The organism is Shewanella algidipiscicola (genome assembly GCF_900380485.1).
GTDB lineage: Bacteria > Pseudomonadota > Gammaproteobacteria > Enterobacterales > Shewanellaceae > Shewanella > Shewanella algidipiscicola.
Genome location: NZ_OXJV01000002.1, coordinates 21,820 through 41,517 on the forward strand (window position 1 = coordinate 21,820; position 19,698 = coordinate 41,517).

At 47.7% G+C, this 19,698-nt stretch carries 16 protein-coding genes; 6 read left to right on the forward strand and 10 right to left on the reverse strand.

Annotated features, from left to right (window positions below; all coding sequences use genetic code 11):
• The first annotated feature begins 114 nt into the window (after positions 1 to 114).
• Positions 115 to 1,713, forward strand: a complete 1,599-nt coding sequence (locus DN599_RS06360; RefSeq protein WP_110456834.1) for a metal transporter — start codon at positions 115 to 117, stop codon at positions 1,711 to 1,713.
• A gap of 84 nt (positions 1,714 to 1,797) precedes the next feature.
• A complete protein-coding gene (locus DN599_RS06365; RefSeq protein WP_110456835.1) occupies positions 1,798 to 2,568 on the forward strand; it encodes an NRDE family protein in 771 nt (256 codons plus the stop codon).
• Here DN599_RS06365 and DN599_RS06370 read toward each other — a convergent pair.
• Positions 2,565 to 2,987 carry a YybH family protein gene (locus DN599_RS06370; protein WP_110456836.1) on the reverse strand — a complete coding sequence of 141 codons (423 nt, stop codon included), beginning with the start codon at positions 2,985 to 2,987 and terminating at the stop codon, positions 2,565 to 2,567. The genes DN599_RS06365 and DN599_RS06370 overlap by 4 nt on opposite strands.
• 108 nt (positions 2,988 to 3,095) lie before the next feature.
• Between DN599_RS06370 and DN599_RS06375 the strand changes: the two genes are divergently transcribed.
• Together DN599_RS06375 and DN599_RS06380 are read left to right on the forward strand one after the other, a co-directional pair.
• On the forward strand, positions 3,096 to 3,653 hold the full coding sequence (locus tag DN599_RS06375) for a lysophospholipid acyltransferase family protein (protein ID WP_110456837.1): 558 nt from the start codon (positions 3,096 to 3,098) through the stop codon (positions 3,651 to 3,653).
• A gap of 75 nt (positions 3,654 to 3,728) precedes the next feature.
• Entirely contained in the window at positions 3,729 to 4,352 is a 624-nt protein-coding gene (locus DN599_RS06380) for a LysE family translocator (RefSeq protein ID WP_110456838.1), read from the forward strand.
• A gap of 34 nt (positions 4,353 to 4,386) precedes the next feature.
• Here the strand turns inward: DN599_RS06380 and DN599_RS06385 are convergent, their stop codons facing one another.
• Positions 4,387 to 5,649, reverse strand: a complete 1,263-nt coding sequence (locus DN599_RS06385) for a mechanosensitive ion channel family protein (RefSeq protein ID WP_110456889.1) — start codon at positions 5,647 to 5,649, stop codon at positions 4,387 to 4,389.
• 410 nt (positions 5,650 to 6,059) lie between these two features.
• On the opposite strand from DN599_RS06385, the gene DN599_RS06390 reads away from it, so the two are divergent.
• Entirely contained in the window at positions 6,060 to 6,716 is a 657-nt protein-coding gene (locus DN599_RS06390) for a DUF3157 family protein (protein WP_110456839.1), read from the forward strand.
• Positions 6,717 to 6,842: 126 nt separating this feature from the next.
• Here the strand turns inward: DN599_RS06390 and DN599_RS06395 are convergent, their stop codons facing one another.
• From DN599_RS06395 to hutC, 4 genes are all read right to left on the reverse strand, one after another.
• Positions 6,843 to 7,313, reverse strand: a complete 471-nt coding sequence (locus DN599_RS06395; RefSeq protein WP_110456840.1) for a PaaI family thioesterase — start codon at positions 7,311 to 7,313, stop codon at positions 6,843 to 6,845.
• A 155-nt stretch (positions 7,314 to 7,468) separates the two neighbouring features.
• On the reverse strand, positions 7,469 to 9,001 hold the full coding sequence (hutH, locus tag DN599_RS06400) for a histidine ammonia-lyase (RefSeq protein ID WP_110456841.1): 1,533 nt from the start codon (positions 8,999 to 9,001) through the stop codon (positions 7,469 to 7,471).
• Positions 9,002 to 9,025: 24 nt separating this feature from the next.
• Entirely contained in the window at positions 9,026 to 10,705 is a 1,680-nt protein-coding gene (gene hutU, locus DN599_RS06405; RefSeq protein ID WP_110456842.1) for a urocanate hydratase, read from the reverse strand.
• 89 nt (positions 10,706 to 10,794) lie between these two features.
• On the reverse strand, positions 10,795 to 11,502 hold the full coding sequence (hutC, locus tag DN599_RS06410; protein ID WP_110456843.1) for a histidine utilization repressor: 708 nt from the start codon (positions 11,500 to 11,502) through the stop codon (positions 10,795 to 10,797).
• A gap of 184 nt (positions 11,503 to 11,686) precedes the next feature.
• Here hutC and hutI point away from each other — a divergent pair, with 184 nt between their 5' ends.
• Positions 11,687 to 12,913 carry an imidazolonepropionase gene (gene hutI / locus DN599_RS06415; RefSeq protein WP_110456844.1) on the forward strand — a complete coding sequence of 409 codons (1,227 nt, stop codon included), beginning with the start codon at positions 11,687 to 11,689 and terminating at the stop codon, positions 12,911 to 12,913.
• Positions 12,914 to 13,388: 475 nt separating this feature from the next.
• Here hutI and DN599_RS06420 read toward each other — a convergent pair whose 3' ends face one another.
• The 4 genes from DN599_RS06420 to DN599_RS06440 all read right to left on the reverse strand — a co-directional run bounded on the left by DN599_RS06420 (position 13,389) and on the right by DN599_RS06440 (position 19,333).
• Entirely contained in the window at positions 13,389 to 14,057 is a 669-nt protein-coding gene (locus DN599_RS06420) for a DNA-methyltransferase (RefSeq protein ID WP_110456845.1), read from the reverse strand.
• 936 nt (positions 14,058 to 14,993) lie between these two features.
• Complete coding sequence (locus DN599_RS06430) at positions 14,994 to 17,372, reverse strand: FtsX-like permease family protein (RefSeq protein WP_110456847.1); 2,379 nt, start codon at positions 17,370 to 17,372, stop codon at positions 14,994 to 14,996.
• Positions 17,362 to 18,069 carry an ABC transporter ATP-binding protein gene (locus DN599_RS06435; RefSeq protein WP_239473244.1) on the reverse strand — a complete coding sequence of 236 codons (708 nt, stop codon included), beginning with the start codon at positions 18,067 to 18,069 and terminating at the stop codon, positions 17,362 to 17,364. The genes DN599_RS06430 and DN599_RS06435 overlap by 11 nt, the downstream gene beginning before the upstream one ends.
• Positions 18,062 to 19,333 carry an efflux RND transporter periplasmic adaptor subunit gene (locus DN599_RS06440; protein ID WP_110456849.1) on the reverse strand — a complete coding sequence of 424 codons (1,272 nt, stop codon included), beginning with the start codon at positions 19,331 to 19,333 and terminating at the stop codon, positions 18,062 to 18,064. The genes DN599_RS06435 and DN599_RS06440 overlap by 8 nt, the downstream gene beginning before the upstream one ends.
• Positions 19,334 to 19,698 lie beyond the last annotated feature (365 nt).

Sequence of the window (19,698 nt, forward strand, 5' to 3'; positions counted from 1 at the left end):
ACGCTTATCGCCTTGGCTATGTAAATTAAATGATGCTGCGCGCTAATTATTCGATTGGACAGGATAACACTGGTATACTATCTGGCTTTCTAGACTCCCTTGTTAACACTAAATATGTACTATCTCGTCGCCAGTTGTATTGCACTCCTGCTAGGCCCACTGTTCTACCGTTTCTTTACCACGGGAACAGGCCTGCAAAAAGGCTTAGATGGATTTATCTTTGTCTCGCTAGGCGGCTTAGTGTTAATCCATATTCTGCCTGAACTATTAGAGCACGGTGGCTTCTTAGCCATAGTGTTTGTGATCATAGGTTTGTGGGGCCCCACCCTGAGTGAGCGCCTCTTCCATCGCTATTCTGAAGTGACCCATAACCTCACACTAACGCTGGGGATCACAGGCCTATTGCTACATACCATGACAGATGGTGGCGCCATGGTACTAGCCCAACAAGAGGGCAACTCGGCGCTACTGGCCTTGGGGGTGATATTGCACCGGCTGCCGGTCGGCTTGGCCATATGGTGGTTACTTAAACCCCAAGTAGGCAGCCGCTGGGCGATGGCGGTATTGGCTAGCATGATGCTGCTTACAGGCGTCGGCTACTTCGCGGGCGAACAACTGCTTAATCACCTCAGCCTAGATAACACTGTTTATCTGCAAGCCTTTGTCACTGGTTCCATTTTGCATGTGGTACTGCATCAACCCCATGGTAACAATATCAGCGACAAACAAGGTAAATATGAATACCAGGCCGGTATTGGCAGCCTGCTCGGTATCGCCTTGCTGTTTATTCTGCTCGCCATGGATTCAGGTGGACACGAACATCATGATCACAGCCACAGTACTGAACAACTGATGCAATGGCTAATGACCTTGGCGCCTGTGCTGATTTTGGCCTATGTTATCGCCACCTTGCGCTATCTATTGGGTTTATCGCCACAACACCCACAATTAGGCAAGCGCTGGCTGCAACGACTGGCAGGCCCAGAAGCGCTAGTGATCACCTTACTATTGCTGGGGCCAAGCCTGGCGATGATCCAACTGATCGGCCTAACCCTTATCGGTCTGCTACTCACTCTGACTAGAGTACAGCTGACCGACCCTCATCAAGGACTACCTATCTCGGCGTGGCGTTTTGGCTTCGCCCATTTAGTGGATAGAAGCGCGCCGTGGATCATCCTCAGTTTGATTCTAGCCAACCTTATCGGCCACCCATCAGTGCCACTCGAAAACCCATTGGTGCAAGTGCTGGTGCTAATGGCGCTGTTTTTACCCATGCGTTTTTGCAATCTTGGCGGCGCCGTATTAGCCTTATCGCTGGCCTACAGTGGCTGGAGTATCGAGGCTATCATGGTCGCACTGCTCGCCGCACCGGTATTTAATCTGGCGCAACTAAAACTGATGAACTGGACCCAAAGATTGCTATTAGCCGGACTGATTATTATTTGCCTATTAGGCACCCATTGGCTGATCCCGCAGTGGAGCACCATTATTGCCCTGCCACAAAACCTGAATACCGCAGCCTTAGCCGTTATTGCCTTCCTGTTTGGCGCAAGCTTACTTAGGTTAGGGCCACGTAAATTTATGGCGCGCATCACCTTGTGGACACCAAAAGTTCACGACCATCATCACCATGATGATACGGCTCATGCACACGCTGATGACGCCATAAGCGCAAAACCTGAGCAGCACACTCACAAACATCATCACCATTAGTCAGGCGATGATGCCCATTTAGATGGCTTTTATGACGCGACAAAGCTAAATTAAAGCCATCATTTATCCTGTGAGTTTGAGCTAATGTGCATTCTCTTTGTCGCGCTTGGTGTACATCCTGACCATCCGGTTATCATCTGCGCTAACCGCGACGAATTCCATGTACGCCCCACAGAACCCGCCCACCTCTGGCCGGGTGAGCATCATGTGTTGGCAGGCAAAGATCTCCAAGCGGGTGGTAGCTGGTTAGGCATCAATCAACAGGGCGATATTGCGGCGCTGACCAATATTCGTGCACCAGAGCAGCTGCATACCGATAGTCGCAGCCGCGGGGAATTAGTGATCAAGGCGTTAAACGAACCGAGCCGCATCACCCATGACTGGCTCAGCGAACATCATCAGCGCTACAACCCATTCAACCTATTGTTTGGCCACCGCGATCAACTCTATTGTTACCACAGCCTAGATAACAGCCTTAAACAACTGACGCCCGGCTTTCATGCCATCAGTAATGGGGCCTTAGATGATATTTGGCCAAAAATGGCTAAAGGCACTCGCGCCTTGGAGCAACAGCTGTCACAAACGACGCCCCCCAATATCGATGCCCTGCTCGCCATTATGACCGACCAAAGCCAAGCTCAAGACAGCGAACTGCCACAAACCGGCATCGCATTAGAGTGGGAAAGACTGCTGTCGTCTATCTATATTAAACACCCAGAATATGGCACGCGCTCGACCTCGATTATCTTGCAAGATAACCAAGGCAATAGCGAGTTTATCGAGGTGCGATACGATGGCAAGGGGCGCAACCTAGGGCGGCAGCGCTTTACCCTTAGCCCAGAGATAACCGCTTAATCAGAGGTATGATCATGGGTGATCACCCATTTATCATCGATCTTTTCGACCAACAGGGTAAACACACCGTTGGGCTGATCTTTTGCCCGCGTCAACTCCCAGCGCCCGACCACTAGGGCCGCATAGTTGCTGAGCATTTTGATCTCATTAATGGTGAATTTTAGCGTGCCTAATGTCGCCTTATCCGGGTAGTTTTTCTTATAGGCCGCTAATGTCTCTTCCCAGCCATAACGAAATTTATTCCCCGAGACAAACCGCACCTTGTCATTGTGCCAATAACCCTGCATATACGCATCTAAGTCGGCGCGATTCCAAGCGTCTTGCTGCTCGGTGATCACCTTAGTGATCTCATCGGTAGGCACTGCCTGCGCCGGAAAGACCAACAACAGTACCAGCATTAACCATGCATTTTTAACCATGATGTACTCCATCGGGAGAAATTAAGGTGTAGTATATAATAAACTACTGTAAGACATTATCAGTTAACCAAAAAAACACCCAATTGCATTATTAAAAGAGCTAAAATTATGCTGCAAACCCTGTGTAAAACACTACTCAAGTTGATGGGCTGGAAAATTGACGGCGCCTTACCGACCACACCGCAATACATTGCCATTGTGGCCCCCCACACCAGTAACTGGGACTTTATTATCGGTGTATTGGCCCGTGGCGCTCTGGGGCACAACATCCATTTCCTCGGTAAACATCAGCTATTTATTCCACCTTGGGGCTGGTTGTTTAAGGCCATTGGCGGCACGCCAGTGGATCGGCGCAAAAATAACAATCTAGTGGACGCCGTGGCACAGCTGTTTAAAGCTGATGCCCACTTTAAGCTGGCTCTAGCGCCCGAAGGCACCCGCAGCCCCGTCACGCGCTGGAAAACTGGCTTCTACCATATTGCACTGGCAGCCGATGTCCCCATTGTCACGGTCGCACTGGATTTTGCCCATAAAACCGTGGTGATCCCACCCGCCATAAAAGTCAGCGGTGACATAGCACAAGAGATGAGAACCATCTTAGATTTCTACCGTACCATCAAGGGGCGCCACCCTAAAACCATTCCCGATTACAGCGCGCAAAAATAGCCACGGGCAGGTTTGCTAAAGCGGAGCGCTCTGGTTATAGTGCGGCCACTGCCCACTTTATCTACTAGCTTTACGATGAATTTCGATACCTGGTTACTGTACCTGTTTGCCGTCTTCTTGATTGCCATTTCACCGGGCACCATGGCTGTGCTGTCGATGAGCCACGGCATCCATTTCGGTAAAACCCGCAGCTTGGCGACGGCGCTAGGCAGCGTCAGCTCAGCGTTACTCTTGATGTTAGCCTCTGCTGCGGGGCTGGGCGCACTACTCAGTGCCACAGAGCATGGTTTTGCGCTGCTTAAATATTGTGGCGCTGCTTATCTGCTGTTTCTTGGCATTAAACTCATCATGGCCAAGGCCAGCGCCCAAGGGCTAGATCTGCAATATATCAAAGGCAAAGGATCGCCTAAACAAATGTTTAAAGAGGCATTTTTAGTGGGTATCAGTAACCCCAAAGATCTGCTCTTCTTTGGCGCACTGTTTCCACAGTTTATCGACATCCATCAGCCCCAAATGCCACAACTGGCCATATTGGCGCTCACCTGGGCGGTGATAGATTTTAGCTTTGTGATGATCTATGCCAGCATGGCAAACATGCTGGCTCCTAAACTCAAATCCAGTAATCGATTGCATTGGTTCGACAGAGTCAGTGGTGGCGTGTTTCTTAGCCTCGCCACCATTTTAGTTACCAGAGAGTGAGCTTGAGGGCATAATCCCCTCAAGCCGTCACAGATTAAAGCGGGCGCTCAGTCTTTAGGCTACGGACATCCCCTCCGGTAGGTGATTGGAACGCTCGCAGATTGAATTGCGGTAGCACTGCATAAATATGATCGAATATATCCGCCTGAATATCTTCATAAATAGCCCAGCGGGTATCGTTGGTGAAAATGTAGATCTCTATCGGTAAGCCTTCGGTTGTCGGGGCTAATTGACGCACTAACAGCGTCATCTCTTGATGCACTTTTGGGTGTTTATGCATGTATTCCAGTAGATAGGCCCTAAACGTGCCCACATTGGTTAGGTTACGGCTGTTAACTGGCATATCACCATCTTCGACATTGGCGTTAAACTCGGTAATTTCAGCCTCTTTACGAGCCAGATACTCTTTTAGTAAATTAATTTTACCTAAGCGTTGCTTCTGCTCTTCATTGAGAAAGGCTATCGAATCGATGTCGATATTTACCGCACGTTTAATGCGTCGCCCACCCGACTCTTGCATGCCACGCCAGTTTTTAAAGGCATCAGACACCAGCGCATAAGCGGGGATCATGGTGAGTGTACGGTCCCAATTACGCACCTTAACCGTGGTCAATGACACCTCTTCGACCGCACCGTCGGCGCCATATTTGTCCATCTGGATCCAATCACCAGGACTCACCATACGGTTGGCGGCAAGTTGGATCCCCGCAACAAAACCTAAAATCGTGTCACGAAACACCAACATCACCAAACCGGTGGCGACACCTAAGCCGCTGAGGAAGTACACCGGAGACTGCTGGGCCAATACAGAGATAGAGATGATGATAGCCACAAAGAACATAAACAGCTTTAGCAGCTGCACAAAGCTCTTAATCGGTAAACGTCGACTGATAAGATTAACATCGGCAATCTCATTCAGCGCATCCAGAGCACAATACACCCCGCGCACAAACAAAATAACGACAGCGACATCTAGCAGACGGTCGACCAAACCGCTCAACAGTGGGTGCTCCACTAATGCCAGTGGCAGTAAGATACTTAAAATCAAGGTCGGAACCAACAAGGCAAACTTCTCTAGCACCTGATGGCGCATAAAAATGTCATCCCAAGTGACCTTAGAGCGCATTATCACCAGATTCATAGCTTGCACCACACCACGCTTGACAATCAGGTAACCGATAAGCGCGATCAGTAAGCTCCCTAGCAACATAATCCCAGTAGAGACGCCATCGGCTGGGGTGTCGATACCAAAATGAGCCAGCCATTGCGACACATGCATGCGTAGTTCTTGATCCAAAATATTTATCTCCTGAGGCGAAATGTCTCGCGCCGCTAAACCGTTAACATCGCCATATATGTGGCGGGTCATCCATGTGTATCAGCTCACTAACAAAATCATTACAAATACTTATTTTTAAAGCTGTTTTAATCCTATTGCTCGACTGTAATATAAAGCCGAACAACAATCCATTTCTACGCCATAAGAATTGCCGCCATGACAACCCTTGCCGAAGGTGTTTACTGTAAGGCGAGATGACACACAGTAGCCGATACTCGTTAATCTCAGCCCTGAAAACCTAAACTCGCGCAGTGGCTTACCCTATCTGAGGCATAAAAAGCCTATGTTGCTTGATATGGTGTATAAATTTTCTCTCAGTTTGTCTATGCTAGCCTCCTCGGCAACCCTAATTGAATCGGTTTAACTCCATGTATAAAGCACTACCCTATTATGCCGCCTTGGCCATGATGCTGATATCGCTATCGACGCTCGCTAAGGATATGGCGCCAGAGCCAGTAGCTATTGTCACCCTTGAAAATGGCGCTAGCGTCAAACTCAATGATGACTTTACTTGGGAATATGTGTTTCTAGAAAACCAACCCACAGCACAAGCCCCAAAAGATACGCCTACAAGCACAGCACCAAATACGCCCGAGTTCAATGCTGCGGCACAAGGTGCAACAGTCGCGACCGTCACCACCGCCGAGGTCGCCAATAGCTTAAGCCATCGCGCCATCGAGCAGTCAGACCTGCTTAAGTCTACGGCAAAAAATGGGGTTAAAATTAGCTACCTAAATAGCCAATGGGACAGTAAGGGGCGCCTAGGACTTAGCTTCGAACTTAGCAGCACCAGCCCAGAAAGTTATGTGATGATCGAGCTAGAAATAGGCTTATTTGCCGACTCAGGTCAGCTAATCAAGAAGGAGACGGTTGAAGTGTGGCAGGCCATTTTTAGGATGCCCGAGACCTATCTTCGCAAAGGTCAAACCCGTAAGAGCGACACGTTTTGGATTGAAGGGGTAGATAAAGCTCAGTGGAGCAAGCAGTTACTGACACTCAAAATGAAAGAGATGGACTCACGCTAAGCCAGCTTATTCACGCTCAAATTAACATCACTGGTCTAGTTATTGATGAGACCAAAGTGGCGCAGTCATCCATGCTTGCGCCACTTTGGTTAGCACTTCACATTAAGATGCGATACAGCAAGTCACTTACATCATGGTATCGGGCATCTTAACCGCTACCATATGACCTCTAGCACAAAGGGTTCCGCCAGCAGACAATGTAATGTCGACCACCACTTTACGCGGTTTCACCTCTTTAATCACACCAACAAGCGCTAACTCTACGCCCATTGGTGTAGGTGCTAAGTAATCAATATTCAGCGCCGCGGTCACAAATCGCGGCGGCTCAATATCCACCTCCCCCATCTGTTGCAAGGCGCGCTGAGCGGCAGCACTGGCACTGCCGGTACCATGGCAATCGATAAGCGAGGCAATAAGCCCACCATAAACAAACCCCGGAATGGCTGTATGAAACGGTTCGGGCATAAAGTGGGCAACAGTCTCATCCCCACGCCAATAGCTCTTCAATTGATGGCCCTGACTGTTATTACGACCACAGCCATAACAGTGGCTTAAATCATCAGGATAGGCATCCTGAAACGCGACTCCTTGCTGCATCTATACATATCCTCTAACAGTAATAGCGAGTCACCACGCTATATCGATTCGCCCCCTTGAACAATACCAACTTAAGGCTTAATCCCAACAGCCTATGCGCCATCAATTGATTCAAACCGAGCGAACCCACCGGCATATGACCGCCTAAAATACCTCTAAAAGCTTGCCATAATACCCGCTGGCAAATACGCGTTAAAACGTGCCGCCAACAGTAACTCGGTGGCCGACTCGATATCAGGGCCAAAGAAACGGTCTTTATCGTAATAGGTGACTAACTCACGCAGCTCCGCCTTGGCTTTGGCGACCGCGACACTGGGCTGCAATGGCGCTCGGAAATCAAGCCCCTGCGCCGCAGCGAGTAACTCCACCGCCAGAACACCACGAGTGTTCTCTGACATATCACGCAGACGACGGGCCGCAAACGTGGCCATCGATACATGATCTTCTTGGTTAGCCGAGGTCGGTAAGCTGTCAACGGACGCCGGATGTGCGTAAGTCTTGTTCTCTGATGCCAAGGCTGCCGCAGTCACTTGCGCTATCATAAAGCCTGAATTGACTCCGCCATTTTCGACAAGGAATGGCGGGAGTTTTGACAGATTTGAGTCGATCAGCAGTGCAATACGACGCTCGGCAATCGACCCCAGCTCGGCAATCGCAATCGCCAAGTTATCGGCAGCCATTGCCACAGGTTCGGCGTGGAAGTTACCGCCAGAGATAATGTCGCCAGTATCTTGGAACACTAATGGGTTATCGGTCACGCCATTAGCCTCAACCGCCAGCACATCGGCAGCATGTCGAATTTGGGTCAAACAGGCACCTAATACCTGCGGCTGACAACGCAGAGAGTAAGGATCTTGCACCTTCTCACAGTTGACGTGATCTAGACTGATCTCCGACTCATCACCTAATAGATGACGGAAAATTGCTGCCGAATCGATCTGGCCTTTTTGGCCACGCGCCGCATGAATACGAGGATCGAACGGACTACGACTGCCCATTGCCGCTTCGACACTCATGGCACCAATCACCGAGCTAGCGGCAAATAGATCTTCTGCGTTAAACAACCCTTCCAGTGCTAATGCGGTCGACGCCTGTGTTCCATTAAGCAGCGCTAAACCTTCTTTGGCCGCCAACTCAATGGGTTTAAGACCTGCGATTTCAAGACCTTCAGCAGCTGAAATCAGCTCACCACGATAACTCATCTTGCCTTCACCAAGCAGCGGCAGACACATGTGTGACAGTGGCGCTAAATCGCCTGATGCCCCCACAGAACCTTTCTCTGGCACACAAGGGTAAACTTCGGCATTGACCAAGGCGATAAGAAAGTTAATCACCTCAAGTCGGATACCAGAAAAGCCACGGCTCAGGGAATTAATTTTGAGCACCATCATCAGGCGCACAGTCGCATCGCGCATAGGTTGGCCGGTCCCCGCAGCATGAGACAGCACGATAGAACGCTGCAACAACTGCAGATCATCATTACCTATTTTGGTGTTGGCCAGCAGACCAAAACCTGTGTTGATACCATAGACAGTGCGACCCTCATCCAAGACTCTTTTCACTAAGTCGGCGCTGGTATTGATATCGGCAATGGCACTCGGGCACAGCTCAAGGCTCACTTTACTGCGGCTAATTTCGCGCAGTTGTTCTAGGCTAAGGGTGCCCGGTTTTAATACTAAATGATGCATAAATACGCTCTCTTATTATTGTTATTATTTATTTGCTGTGGTGAGCATGGGCAGATCTAAGCCCTGCTCGGCGGCGCATTGCTTAGCAATATCGTAGCCGGCATCGGCATGACGCATCACCCCTGTTGCAGGGTCATTCCACAATACACGGCCTAAACGCACGGCGGCATCATCGCTACCATCGGCCACAATCACCACACCCGAGTGCTGACTAAAGCCCATGCCGACACCACCACCATGATGCAAGGAGACCCAAGTGGCGCCACTCGCTGTATTGAGCAATGCATTCATCAAGGGCCAATCCGATACCGCATCGCTGCCATCAAGCATAGATTCGGTTTCACGGTTAGGGCTGGCAACAGAGCCTGAATCTAAGTGATCGCGACCAATCACAATTGGCGCCGATAGTTCACCATTTTTAACCATCTCGTTGAACGCTAACGCTAAACGCGCACGGTCTTTTAATCCCACCCAACAGATACGCGCAGGCAAACCTTGAAACGCAATGCGCTCGCGCGCCATATCCAGCCAGTTATGCAGCTGCGGGTTATCAGGAATAAGCTCTTTGACCTTGGCATCGGTTTTATAGATATCTTCGGGATCACCAGACAGTGCCGCCCAACGGAATGGGCCAATACCTTCACAAAACAGCGGACGCACATAGGCAGGCACGAAACCGGGGAAATCGAATGCGTTCGCTACGCCCTCTTCGAACGCCATCTGACGAATATTATTGCCGTAATCGGTCGTCGCAGCACCAGCCTCTTGCAGCGCTAACATCGCCTTAACTTGTACCGCCATCGATTGCTTAGCCGCCTTAACTACCGCAGCTTCATCTTTTTGACGCATCTTAGCAGCCTGCTCTAGCGTCCAGCCCTGTGGTAGATAGCCGTTAAGTGGGTCATGGGCAGAGGTTTGATCGGTCACCACATCAGGGGTAATGCCGCGCTCGACCAACTCGGCAAACACATCGGCAGCATTAGCAAGTAAGCCGACTGATACGGGAGTGCCCGCGTTGTTCGCTGCATCGATCATAGCTAACGCTTCATCTAGGTTAGTGGCCTTTTTATCGACGTAGCGGGTGCGTAGGCGGAAATCGATACGCGTCTCATCAACCTCACAAGCCAGCACCGAATAGCCCGCCATTGTGCCTGCTAAAGGTTGGGCTCCGCCCATGCCGCCAAGGCCGCCAGTTAAGATCCATTTACCCTTAGCGTCACCACCAAAGTGCTGCTTAGCCATAGCAACGAAGGTTTCATAGGTGCCCTGCACTATGCCTTGGGAGCCAATATAGATCCAAGACCCCGCGGTCATCTGGCCGTACATAGCCAAACCTTTTTTATCTAGCTCGTTAAAGTGTTCCCAGTTAGCCCAATGCGGTACTAGGTTTGAGTTGGCGATGATCACGCGAGGCGCGTTGCTGTGGGTCTTAAATACGCCCACTGGCTTACCAGACTGCACCAACAAGGTTTCATCGTCTTCTAGCCGCTGCAGTACTTCGATGATCTTGTCATAACACGCCCAGTCGCGCGCCGCTCGGCCAATGCCACCATAGACCACGAGGTCTTCTGGACGTTCGGCCACATCGGGATGCAGGTTGTTCATCAACATGCGCATCGGCGCCTCGGTAAGCCAACTCTTACAGCTTAATGTTGTGCCGTGGGGCGCGATAATGCGACGGCTTGGATCGTGTCTATTGGTCATGGGTTTTCCTCAATTTGTGTTATCTCATCGCTTAACGCGATTGTTATATTTAATATTTTTGGTGTTACGCTCATTTCATCAGGCAGGCGTTAACGGTTAAAGGTCAAATGACCACCTAAACGGAAACGACTACCCGGGTGGATAAGCCGCGCAAAACTCACCACACCTTGGCGTGACCAGGTGCGACGTAAGATCTGCAAACAGGGCTCACTGCCTTCAATCTGCAATTGCTGTTGCTGTGACGGATTGGCAAGGATCGCCTCGATGGTGTGACGTGCCTCGGTCAAGGGCGCCACAAATGACAGGTATTCATGAGGCGTTTGCAAAGTGTAATCTTGCTCAAGGTAATCAGGCGCCAGTTGCGGATTAACATAGCGTTCCTCCAACTGTAATGGCACACCCTGCTCGCAGTGCACTAACAGTGAGTAAAATACAGGGCTACCCTCTTCGAGCCCCAAGGCTATCGCGGTCTGCGCTTGCGCCTGAATCTGTTTTAGTTCAAGTTGCTGCACGCTATAGCCATGACCGCGGTCTTTGATCTCATCGGCTATATTGCGAATCGCCAGCATCGACGACTGCGACTTTAGCCCAGCCACAAAAGTGCCTAGCCCTTGAGAGCGCTCGAGCACGCCCGATTCAGTGAGCTCTGTTAACGCCCGTCTGGCCGTCATGCGACTACACTCAAACTGCTCGGCTAACTGATTTTCAGACGGCACGCGGCTATGTTGTTGCCACTCACCGGTTTCAACCTTGGTCAGAATGAATTGTTTAATCTCAGCAAACTTAGGCGTAGCCATCTAAGCTCCTTAGGCTTATGGTGATGACCCCATCATCTTGATGCACACTGTGATAGGGCAATATCACTTTAAAAGTGATTAAATTAACCGCTATAATCCTAGCTTGTATATACAAGCAAGCACAAGCTAGCTCACACAAATTAATGATCGCGACATGTTTAGGTCGCACCTTGAGGGAAATATTATGTCTTGGGATCAGGTTTGGATTGACGTCAACATTGCGACAATGGATCCAGATATTTCAGTGCCTTACGGTGCAATCACCGATGCGGCTCTGGCGGTAAAAGAGGGCAAAATTGCTTGGGTTGGCCCACGCAGTGAGTTGCCGCAATTTGACGTATTGTCAACCCCAGTTTACAGAGGTAAAGGCGGCTGGCTGACCCCGGGCATTATCGATGCCCACACTCATTTAGTGTTCGCGGGTAATCGTGCCAATGAGTTTGAACTGCGCCTGCAAGGCGCCAGCTACGAAGAGATTGCGCGGGCGGGCGGCGGTATCATCTCGACAGTCAAAGCCTGCCGTGACGCATCAGAAGCCGAGTTATTTGACCTTGCAAGGCAACGTCTCAATGCCCTAGCTAAAGAGGGAGTAACCACGGTCGAGATAAAATCAGGGTATGGGCTGGATACCGACACCGAACTCAAACTGCTGCGCGTTGCCCGTGAGCTTGGCAAGCATCATCATGTGGATGTAAAAACCACGTTTTTAGGCGCCCATGCGATCCCGCCAGAGTATAAAAATGATAGCGACGCTTATGTGGATCTCGTTATCGACGAGATGCTACCCGCGGTGATAGCTGAAAACCTTGCCGATGCCGTCGATGTGTTTTGCGAAAATATCGCCTTTAGCCTAGCGCAAACGGAGCGCGTACTCAACGCCGCCAAAGCGGCAGGGCTGGATATCAAGCTTCATGCCGAGCAGTTATCTAATTTAGGCGGCTCGGCTATGGCCGCCAAGCTGGGCGCTAAATCGGTGGATCATATCGAATACTTAGACGAAGCGGGCGTAAAGGCCCTCAGTGAAAGCGGTACCTGTGCCACCCTGCTGCCAGGCGCATACTACTTCCTGCGTGAAACCCAGATGCCTCCTATCGACTTGTTGCGCCAATATCAAGTGCCTATGGTGCTCGCCAGCGATTACAACCCCGGCTCATCACCGCTGTGTTCGAGCCTATTGATGCTCAACATGGGTTGCACCCTGTTCCGCTTAACGCCAGAAGAAGCCTTAGCCGGCATGACACGCAACGCCGCCAAGGCGCTGGGTATTGAAGAGAGTGTCGGCGTATTACGCGCTGGCATGCAAGCCGACTTCTGTCACTGGGATATCACCACCCCAGCCGCACTGGCCTATAGCTATGGGGTTAATGTGTGTAAGGATGTGGTGAAAAAAGGCCGATTAGTGCATCAATAACTTTCACTTAACCTAAGCGATGAGGCTGACTCATCGTTTAGATTGAGTTAGCCGAAAGTAGTTTGATACTCGTTTTAGGGTTAGATAACCATGGCCTATTAGTTATCTTAATTGCCTGCCGCAGATGCGGTATAGGGACATACCAATGTCGTGATCACATGGATGTGAAAGAACGGCCTAATGTGCAGATACCGCCTCGACACGGTGAGTGAAGCGCAGCTTCTAGCTCACGAACGAGAGGCATGGATGACGAACTGGCAGTTAAACAGGGACGTTGTTCGAGCCCTTCCCTAGGCACTCTGCGGTAGCATCTGATGTGGATTAACAAATGCAGCGATGACATATATGTCAAAGAGCTGCCATGCCACCGAAGGCCAAACGCGTGCTTACACTTAGTCATCAATCTCTTCGATTGGACTTTTTGTTTCGCACATAACCATTTCGTATACTTAGCACCACTTGAATAACTTAATGATTAATTCAACTCATCAATTTTGACTCTTTGGCGAATATGAGAGTGTGCTGCCTCTGAAATATCGCACCCCATCGACTTTCGCCCCAAATTTTTTGCAGCGATTAAAGCAGAACCAGAACCAAAAAATGGGTCGGCGATTAACTCATTGGGGAGAGAACTTTGCTTTATCAAAATTTCTATCAGCTCGACAGGCTTTTCAGTCGGGTAGCCCCGATGCACTCTTTTATATTCCAAAACATCGGGTATGCCAAGATCGTTTAACTTACGCTTACCCTTCTCAAAAAAAAGAATAAATTCATATTTAGCTCGATAGTGATAGCCCATACCAATCGCGAGCTTATTCCAAACTATTGGTTTCCAGAATTTAAAACCAACTTTCTCAGCTATTGGCTTCACATAAAACATAGTTTCTTGATCGCAAAACAGATAAAAATGAGCGTTTTTCTTTAATACACGATAAATTTCAGTGAACAGCTCCTCAAAGCGTTGATTAGGAAAAATATCAAACCATTGGTTACTCGAACCATTACTGACTTTTAAACGAGTTGTGGTTCCTATTTTCCTATGTTTTTCAAGAGATTCATATGGTGGGTCAGTCACAATAAGATCAACGCTCGCATCGGCGAGCGTTGATAACCAACTTATAGCGTCATCACGAAATAACTGCATTAATACCTGCTAAAAAGTACTACAAGAACGTCCATGCGAGTGTACTGTTGAAACAATGCCTTTGTCTAACCCCCGACAATCAATGCAATAACTTTGATGTCCATCAGGATTTCTTACCGTTACACGGGCAGGAGTTTTGCCAAATTGAGCAGGATATGGATGAAACACATGCTCCCCCCCATTGGCAGCCGAACAGTGCGGACATGACTTAAATTTTTGACCAGTTTTGAAATCAATTTTAGTCAACATGCCACTATTTAACTTAGATCCACAGCAAGCACACCCCATATAAAACTCCTTTTTATATTGAACTTTTAAACTATTAAATCAACGTGATACAGTGAATAGGATAGCGATAATAAAAACGCAGATTACATGTATCTATACATAACCCTGTTCACTATTTAGGCTGACAGTAAGATTAAGACCAAAAAAGAATCAATGGCAATGATTTCTAACTTCGACACTGATTTTTATGACATTTCTGCTAGTGCTTTTTAACAAACCAACGTTCTCGACCTCAACGCCCCCTTGATCTCACGAAACAGAACATAGAATAAAATAAGATAAATTAGTCATTTATCTATAAACACGCAGGCTCAAAACCAATGCATCTAGCTTCGCCGATACATTAACATGCACTGATACCCACAATATTTATTTGGCGGCATTAACCCAAAAGGGTTAATCGAAGAGACGATGAACATACCTGCACATAAGCCCGCTACAGGCGATTAATATCGATGAAAGAAAGGCCCGCATACATCTAAGCCAATATAATTGCAGTCAGGTATGTCTAAAAGCGTTGAGAGTCAGCCCACTCCTTCGCGGCCTATTGCCTCACAGCAATCAGACCGCAACGAGCAACTGAGTCTGTTAGCCTTTTCCCTGACAACAGCCACTTCCTTACTGAATCGGCGAACATAGAGCTAAGCCTCAGCCACTAACTAGTACGCTGATATTTTGTCTCAATAGCCCCCTTGCCGCCCACAGACTAATCGAAATAATGAAAAATACACTCAAGGTGATACAAAAGAGCCACACTATAGGTTGAAATAGAGACACCCCCATCAACGTCTGACTGTGGTGCTCTAATAGCAGAAAAGTCCACAACGTCAGCACAGTAGCGATAAAGGTTAATAGCATATTACCCCATACCATTTTCGCCATCAGCGTCTCTTTTTTCGCCCCAACGGCTAACATTACTCCCCACTTCATCTGCTCGCTTTTTAGGCCATAACAAAATTTATTATAAAGCGTAAATATCACTAGAAAGATGATGAGTGAAGCCATGGCACAGGAGGTTATGAACAGTAGTTTGCCGGCAACGTCCGTATCTTCAATTTGCTGCACTAAGCTTCGCCCGCCAGCATAAGTCAGCCTTGGTGATTGCAATGAGGCCCAATCATTCAAGTGAGATGCAATCACATCCTTATTGCTGCTTTTACTGTAAAACACAGGGGCTATTCGGCTGGCAAAGAGTGGATTTTGATCTTTTAAGCTCAGGTAAACTAAAGGCTTAGGTTTGGCTGCTATACCAAAATGAGGAGAATCCCCCACAATACCAGCTACGCGAACATGCTTTTCATAGTAAAAACCAGACAATCTTAGCGCTAACCCTTTGGCAGCCTTCCAATGACTTAAACCTAATTCAACAGCGAGTTGTGATGCCATTGCGTGGTTTATCATTACCGCATTTTCAGCCAACACTCCTCGTGCTAAAACGGGAATACCCAACAGACTAAAAAAGTTATGAGAAACATATAGACCGTTGATGGGTTTTTCGAGCCCCACCCCAGTTTCTGATTGATATTTTAGCGATGGAGCACCGACTTGAGTGAAGTGACGGGAAGAGAGTGCGACCGGTGTCCCACCAAGGCTCCACTCACCGTCAAGCTGCTCTGAGGTTAAAGCTATACTTAAACGACCGTCAACATTAGGCTGGTAACTTTTAACGTCTTGAGCAATGACCACAGATGAATACTTGCGTAGTTCCTGATGCATTAGGCTTAAAGAGATCACCATAACACCCATAATAACGGCAAGCTGCAATACGAGTATTACCTGGCTAGCACGCCGTTGCACCTTGCTCATATGTCCCTGCCTACCTCGAGAAAACATCGTGGTTATTGAGCCACTTAACGGCAGTAATGCACAGCAAACAAATAGTGTGAGAGAGCAGAAAATGGCAAGCAGCCAAAGCCAGATGTTAAACTTAACCCCGCCAATAAAATAATCCTGATACACACCGATTGTACCAACATAGTGAGTCACTATGCCCCCTAGCAAAGGGCTTAGCGCCGCCACCAAGACTAATGCGGGTATACTCTCCCTCAATAACTGCCCCATTAGCGCAATTTTGCTGCCCCCTAACGCCAACTTTAAACTCATCTCGGCACGACGCGTTATGCCCTGCTGAGTATACGCAGACACGATACCGCTAAATATAATAAAACCGAAACCAAGCAGCAGTAGCAGGAGTATCCATGCCTGTCTCTGCAAAATATCACGACTATTAGGGTTGAGCTCTATACCGCTGATCAACCAAGGGCGATAGTGCTTATCGACAAATCCACCTTCAGGCCTAGGTGTTTGCAATCTTAAATTGATATAGGCTTCTTGGAGTGACTCAATATCTGTCTTTTGTGCCAACAGTGCAAAGCCATAGCGATTGTTTTTCGTCTTCAAGAAGAGCGCAGGATTGTCAGCAAACATATCTGGGACGCCCAACTGTAAATAGGTATCCGGTAGCCAGATATCGACGCCAAAATCCCCCAGTTGCTCCATAGCCGTGGGTGCTATTCCTGCAATAAGAAAAGCCGCATCACGGTAATATAAACGACTGTCGCTTAGCGAAGCATTCGGCTCAACATGTTGTTGCCAAAATCGTTTTGACACTATGCCTTTCTTTGATTCAAAATTTTGCATCGTGAAAGGTTGAGGTAATCCAAGCAACTCAATGGTATTTTGTGAGTAAAAGCCAATAGTTAACCTTGGTAGTTCTTTTAGCCCTATAGTCACCACACTCGATTGAATCGCTATACTGGCGACGCTATCGACACCCGCAAGTCGGGCGACTAAATCTATGTCGTAGCCCGAGGTCGGTTGTAGGTTGCCACCAAGATCTTGACTTGCAATGGTCATCATAGGCTGCTGACTGCCAACCCATGTGGGGCGATCGCTACTCAGTAACCAGAATAGATTGAACACAAAACCAATTAAGCTACAGAACAGGCATAGACTTGCAATTAATAGGCTCCAAACCCCACGCTGACCACGCCACTTTCGCCAACCATAGACGAGATCAAACAGCATGTTTAAACTCCATAGGAGACATGGAGGCGACTTCCCCATCATGAATTTTATATGCCTTCTGGCAACATGCAGCAACGGCAGGATCATGGGTGATGATCAGTACCGTTTTCCCCTCTCGATTTAGCGCACTAAGTAGCTCCATTACATTATCTGAATTTGTCGAATCTAGATTACCCGTAGGCTCATCGCATAATATAATATCGGGTTGGCAGATCAATGCTCTGGCTATCGCGACCCGCTGTTGTTGCCCACCCGACAGTTCTGCAGGGTAAAACAATTTTTTATCCTGTAATCCAACCTGGCGCAATACATCATCAATCCTTACTTCATAGTCAACGCGACTAATTGACTTATTAAAACGTAAGGGAACCGAGAGATTCTCGCCTACCGTCATGTCGGCAATTAAATTAAAGTTTTGAAAGACCCAGCCTATATGCTTATTTCTAAGCAGGCTAAGTTGATAATCTGATAAGGTATTCACATCGTGGTCACAGAGAAAATACTGCCCAGAATCAGCCTTATCTAATAAGCCCATAATAGAAAGCAAAGTAGATTTACCACTACCAGATTGCCCTAGAATAGCAACCATCTCTCCGCTATAGACTGAAAAGTCGACCTGCTTTAAAACATGATTATTTCCTGCTCCATTAATAAATGACTTATTCAATCCCGTCAGTTTCATTACACTATTATTCATAAAGATCGGCCATCAAAATTTCGGAGGAATTTGCGAGGTGTTTAGGTACTTTGAGTAAAATCTTCTCCCCTTGGAATACACCATTTAATACCTGCATCTTATCCCCTGCAATATCACCGATAGTGACATTACGCTGTTGAAATATAGCGTTTACCTCATCGAGTACAAAGATAGGATATTCACGGTGAGCCCGAACGACGCCAATAGGTCTATCAACCACTAGCGTATGTTGATACTCGGCAATAGCAATCTTAGCCGTTACATCGATATTTGGCCTTACCGCCATAGGCAGATTAACGCTAAAACCGATATCCAACTCAACACTACCATTATTAACCGTGGGATCGACGCGAGAAACCTCGCCGATGATTTCAACCCCCTTAAACTGAACCTTGGTGAGCAAGCCTGGATTAACATATTCGGCATCAGCAGCGGTAATATTAATACGAGCATAGTAAGAAGAAAGATCCGCAATCATGCCGACCGCTTGGCCCTCTTCGACATGCCGACCTATCTCTAAGCCATCGGCTAACTCAGTTAACATTCCCGTCATACTCGCTCGGACATTAAGCTGTTCGACTTCAGATACCAGTAACTCTCTCTCTTTAATGGCTTTCTCTAATCGATACCGAGTAGAATCCTCAATCGCTTTTCGTGTTTTTTGTAGCGTCTGAAAGCGACTTAATTCCATTTGCAACATGGCGTCCTCTTGCTCCCATGCAACCTGCGCCTTGTGTAAGTCCAGCGTCGAAATGACCTGATTATCCTTTAGCCTTCTATGGGCCACCAACTCTGCATCCGCCAAAGCCAACTTCACCTTGGCTAGCCGAATGTTGCCGCGTTGATCCTCTAACGCCTGCGCTGACTCAGCCTCTACTCTTCGCTGATTAGCCTGCTCTTCTAATAACGCCAACTCACTCGTTTCCATTAAACGCAGCAATTTAGGGTTATTGAGGCTCAATATTACTTCGCCTTCAGCAACTAAACTGCCCGGTTTTTTAAATACCTCTATTATATGCCCACCACTGAGTGCATTAATGCCACGCTGAACTCTTGGAACAAACTTGCCATAACCAGAAACGGTAACATTTAGAGGAGAATTGATAACGACTGCGACTGGAAAATGACTATTGGTGTTATCGGAAGAGAAGGCCTGACGACTGGCTAAAAAAATCAGGATAAAAACGGATGAGATCCCAACTGCGGCAAAAAAAAACCAGCTGGCTTTATTTAAACGGCTTCTATCCTTAGGGATTTCAAACATAATTAAATTCCATTTAATGCTATTGTTCCCCTCAACAATACGAGTAATTATCCAGAATGACAATAGTAAAAACAGTTGACACAACAGTTAACATAAAATAGCGTTATAAGCTGGAGATATGGATGTACTCCTAACATTTAATCATTTAATCATTTAACCATTTAATCATTTAATCATTTAACCATTTAACCATTTAACCATTTAACCATTTAACCATTTAACCATTTAATCATTTAATCATTTAATCAAGGATGAAAAAGATGTATAAAACTATCTTACTTTTCTTAACTCTCGTCTTTAGTTCTTATAATGTGATGGCCTCATGCCATAACATTTGAGAAGATGGTGGCGGTGGCAGTATTTTC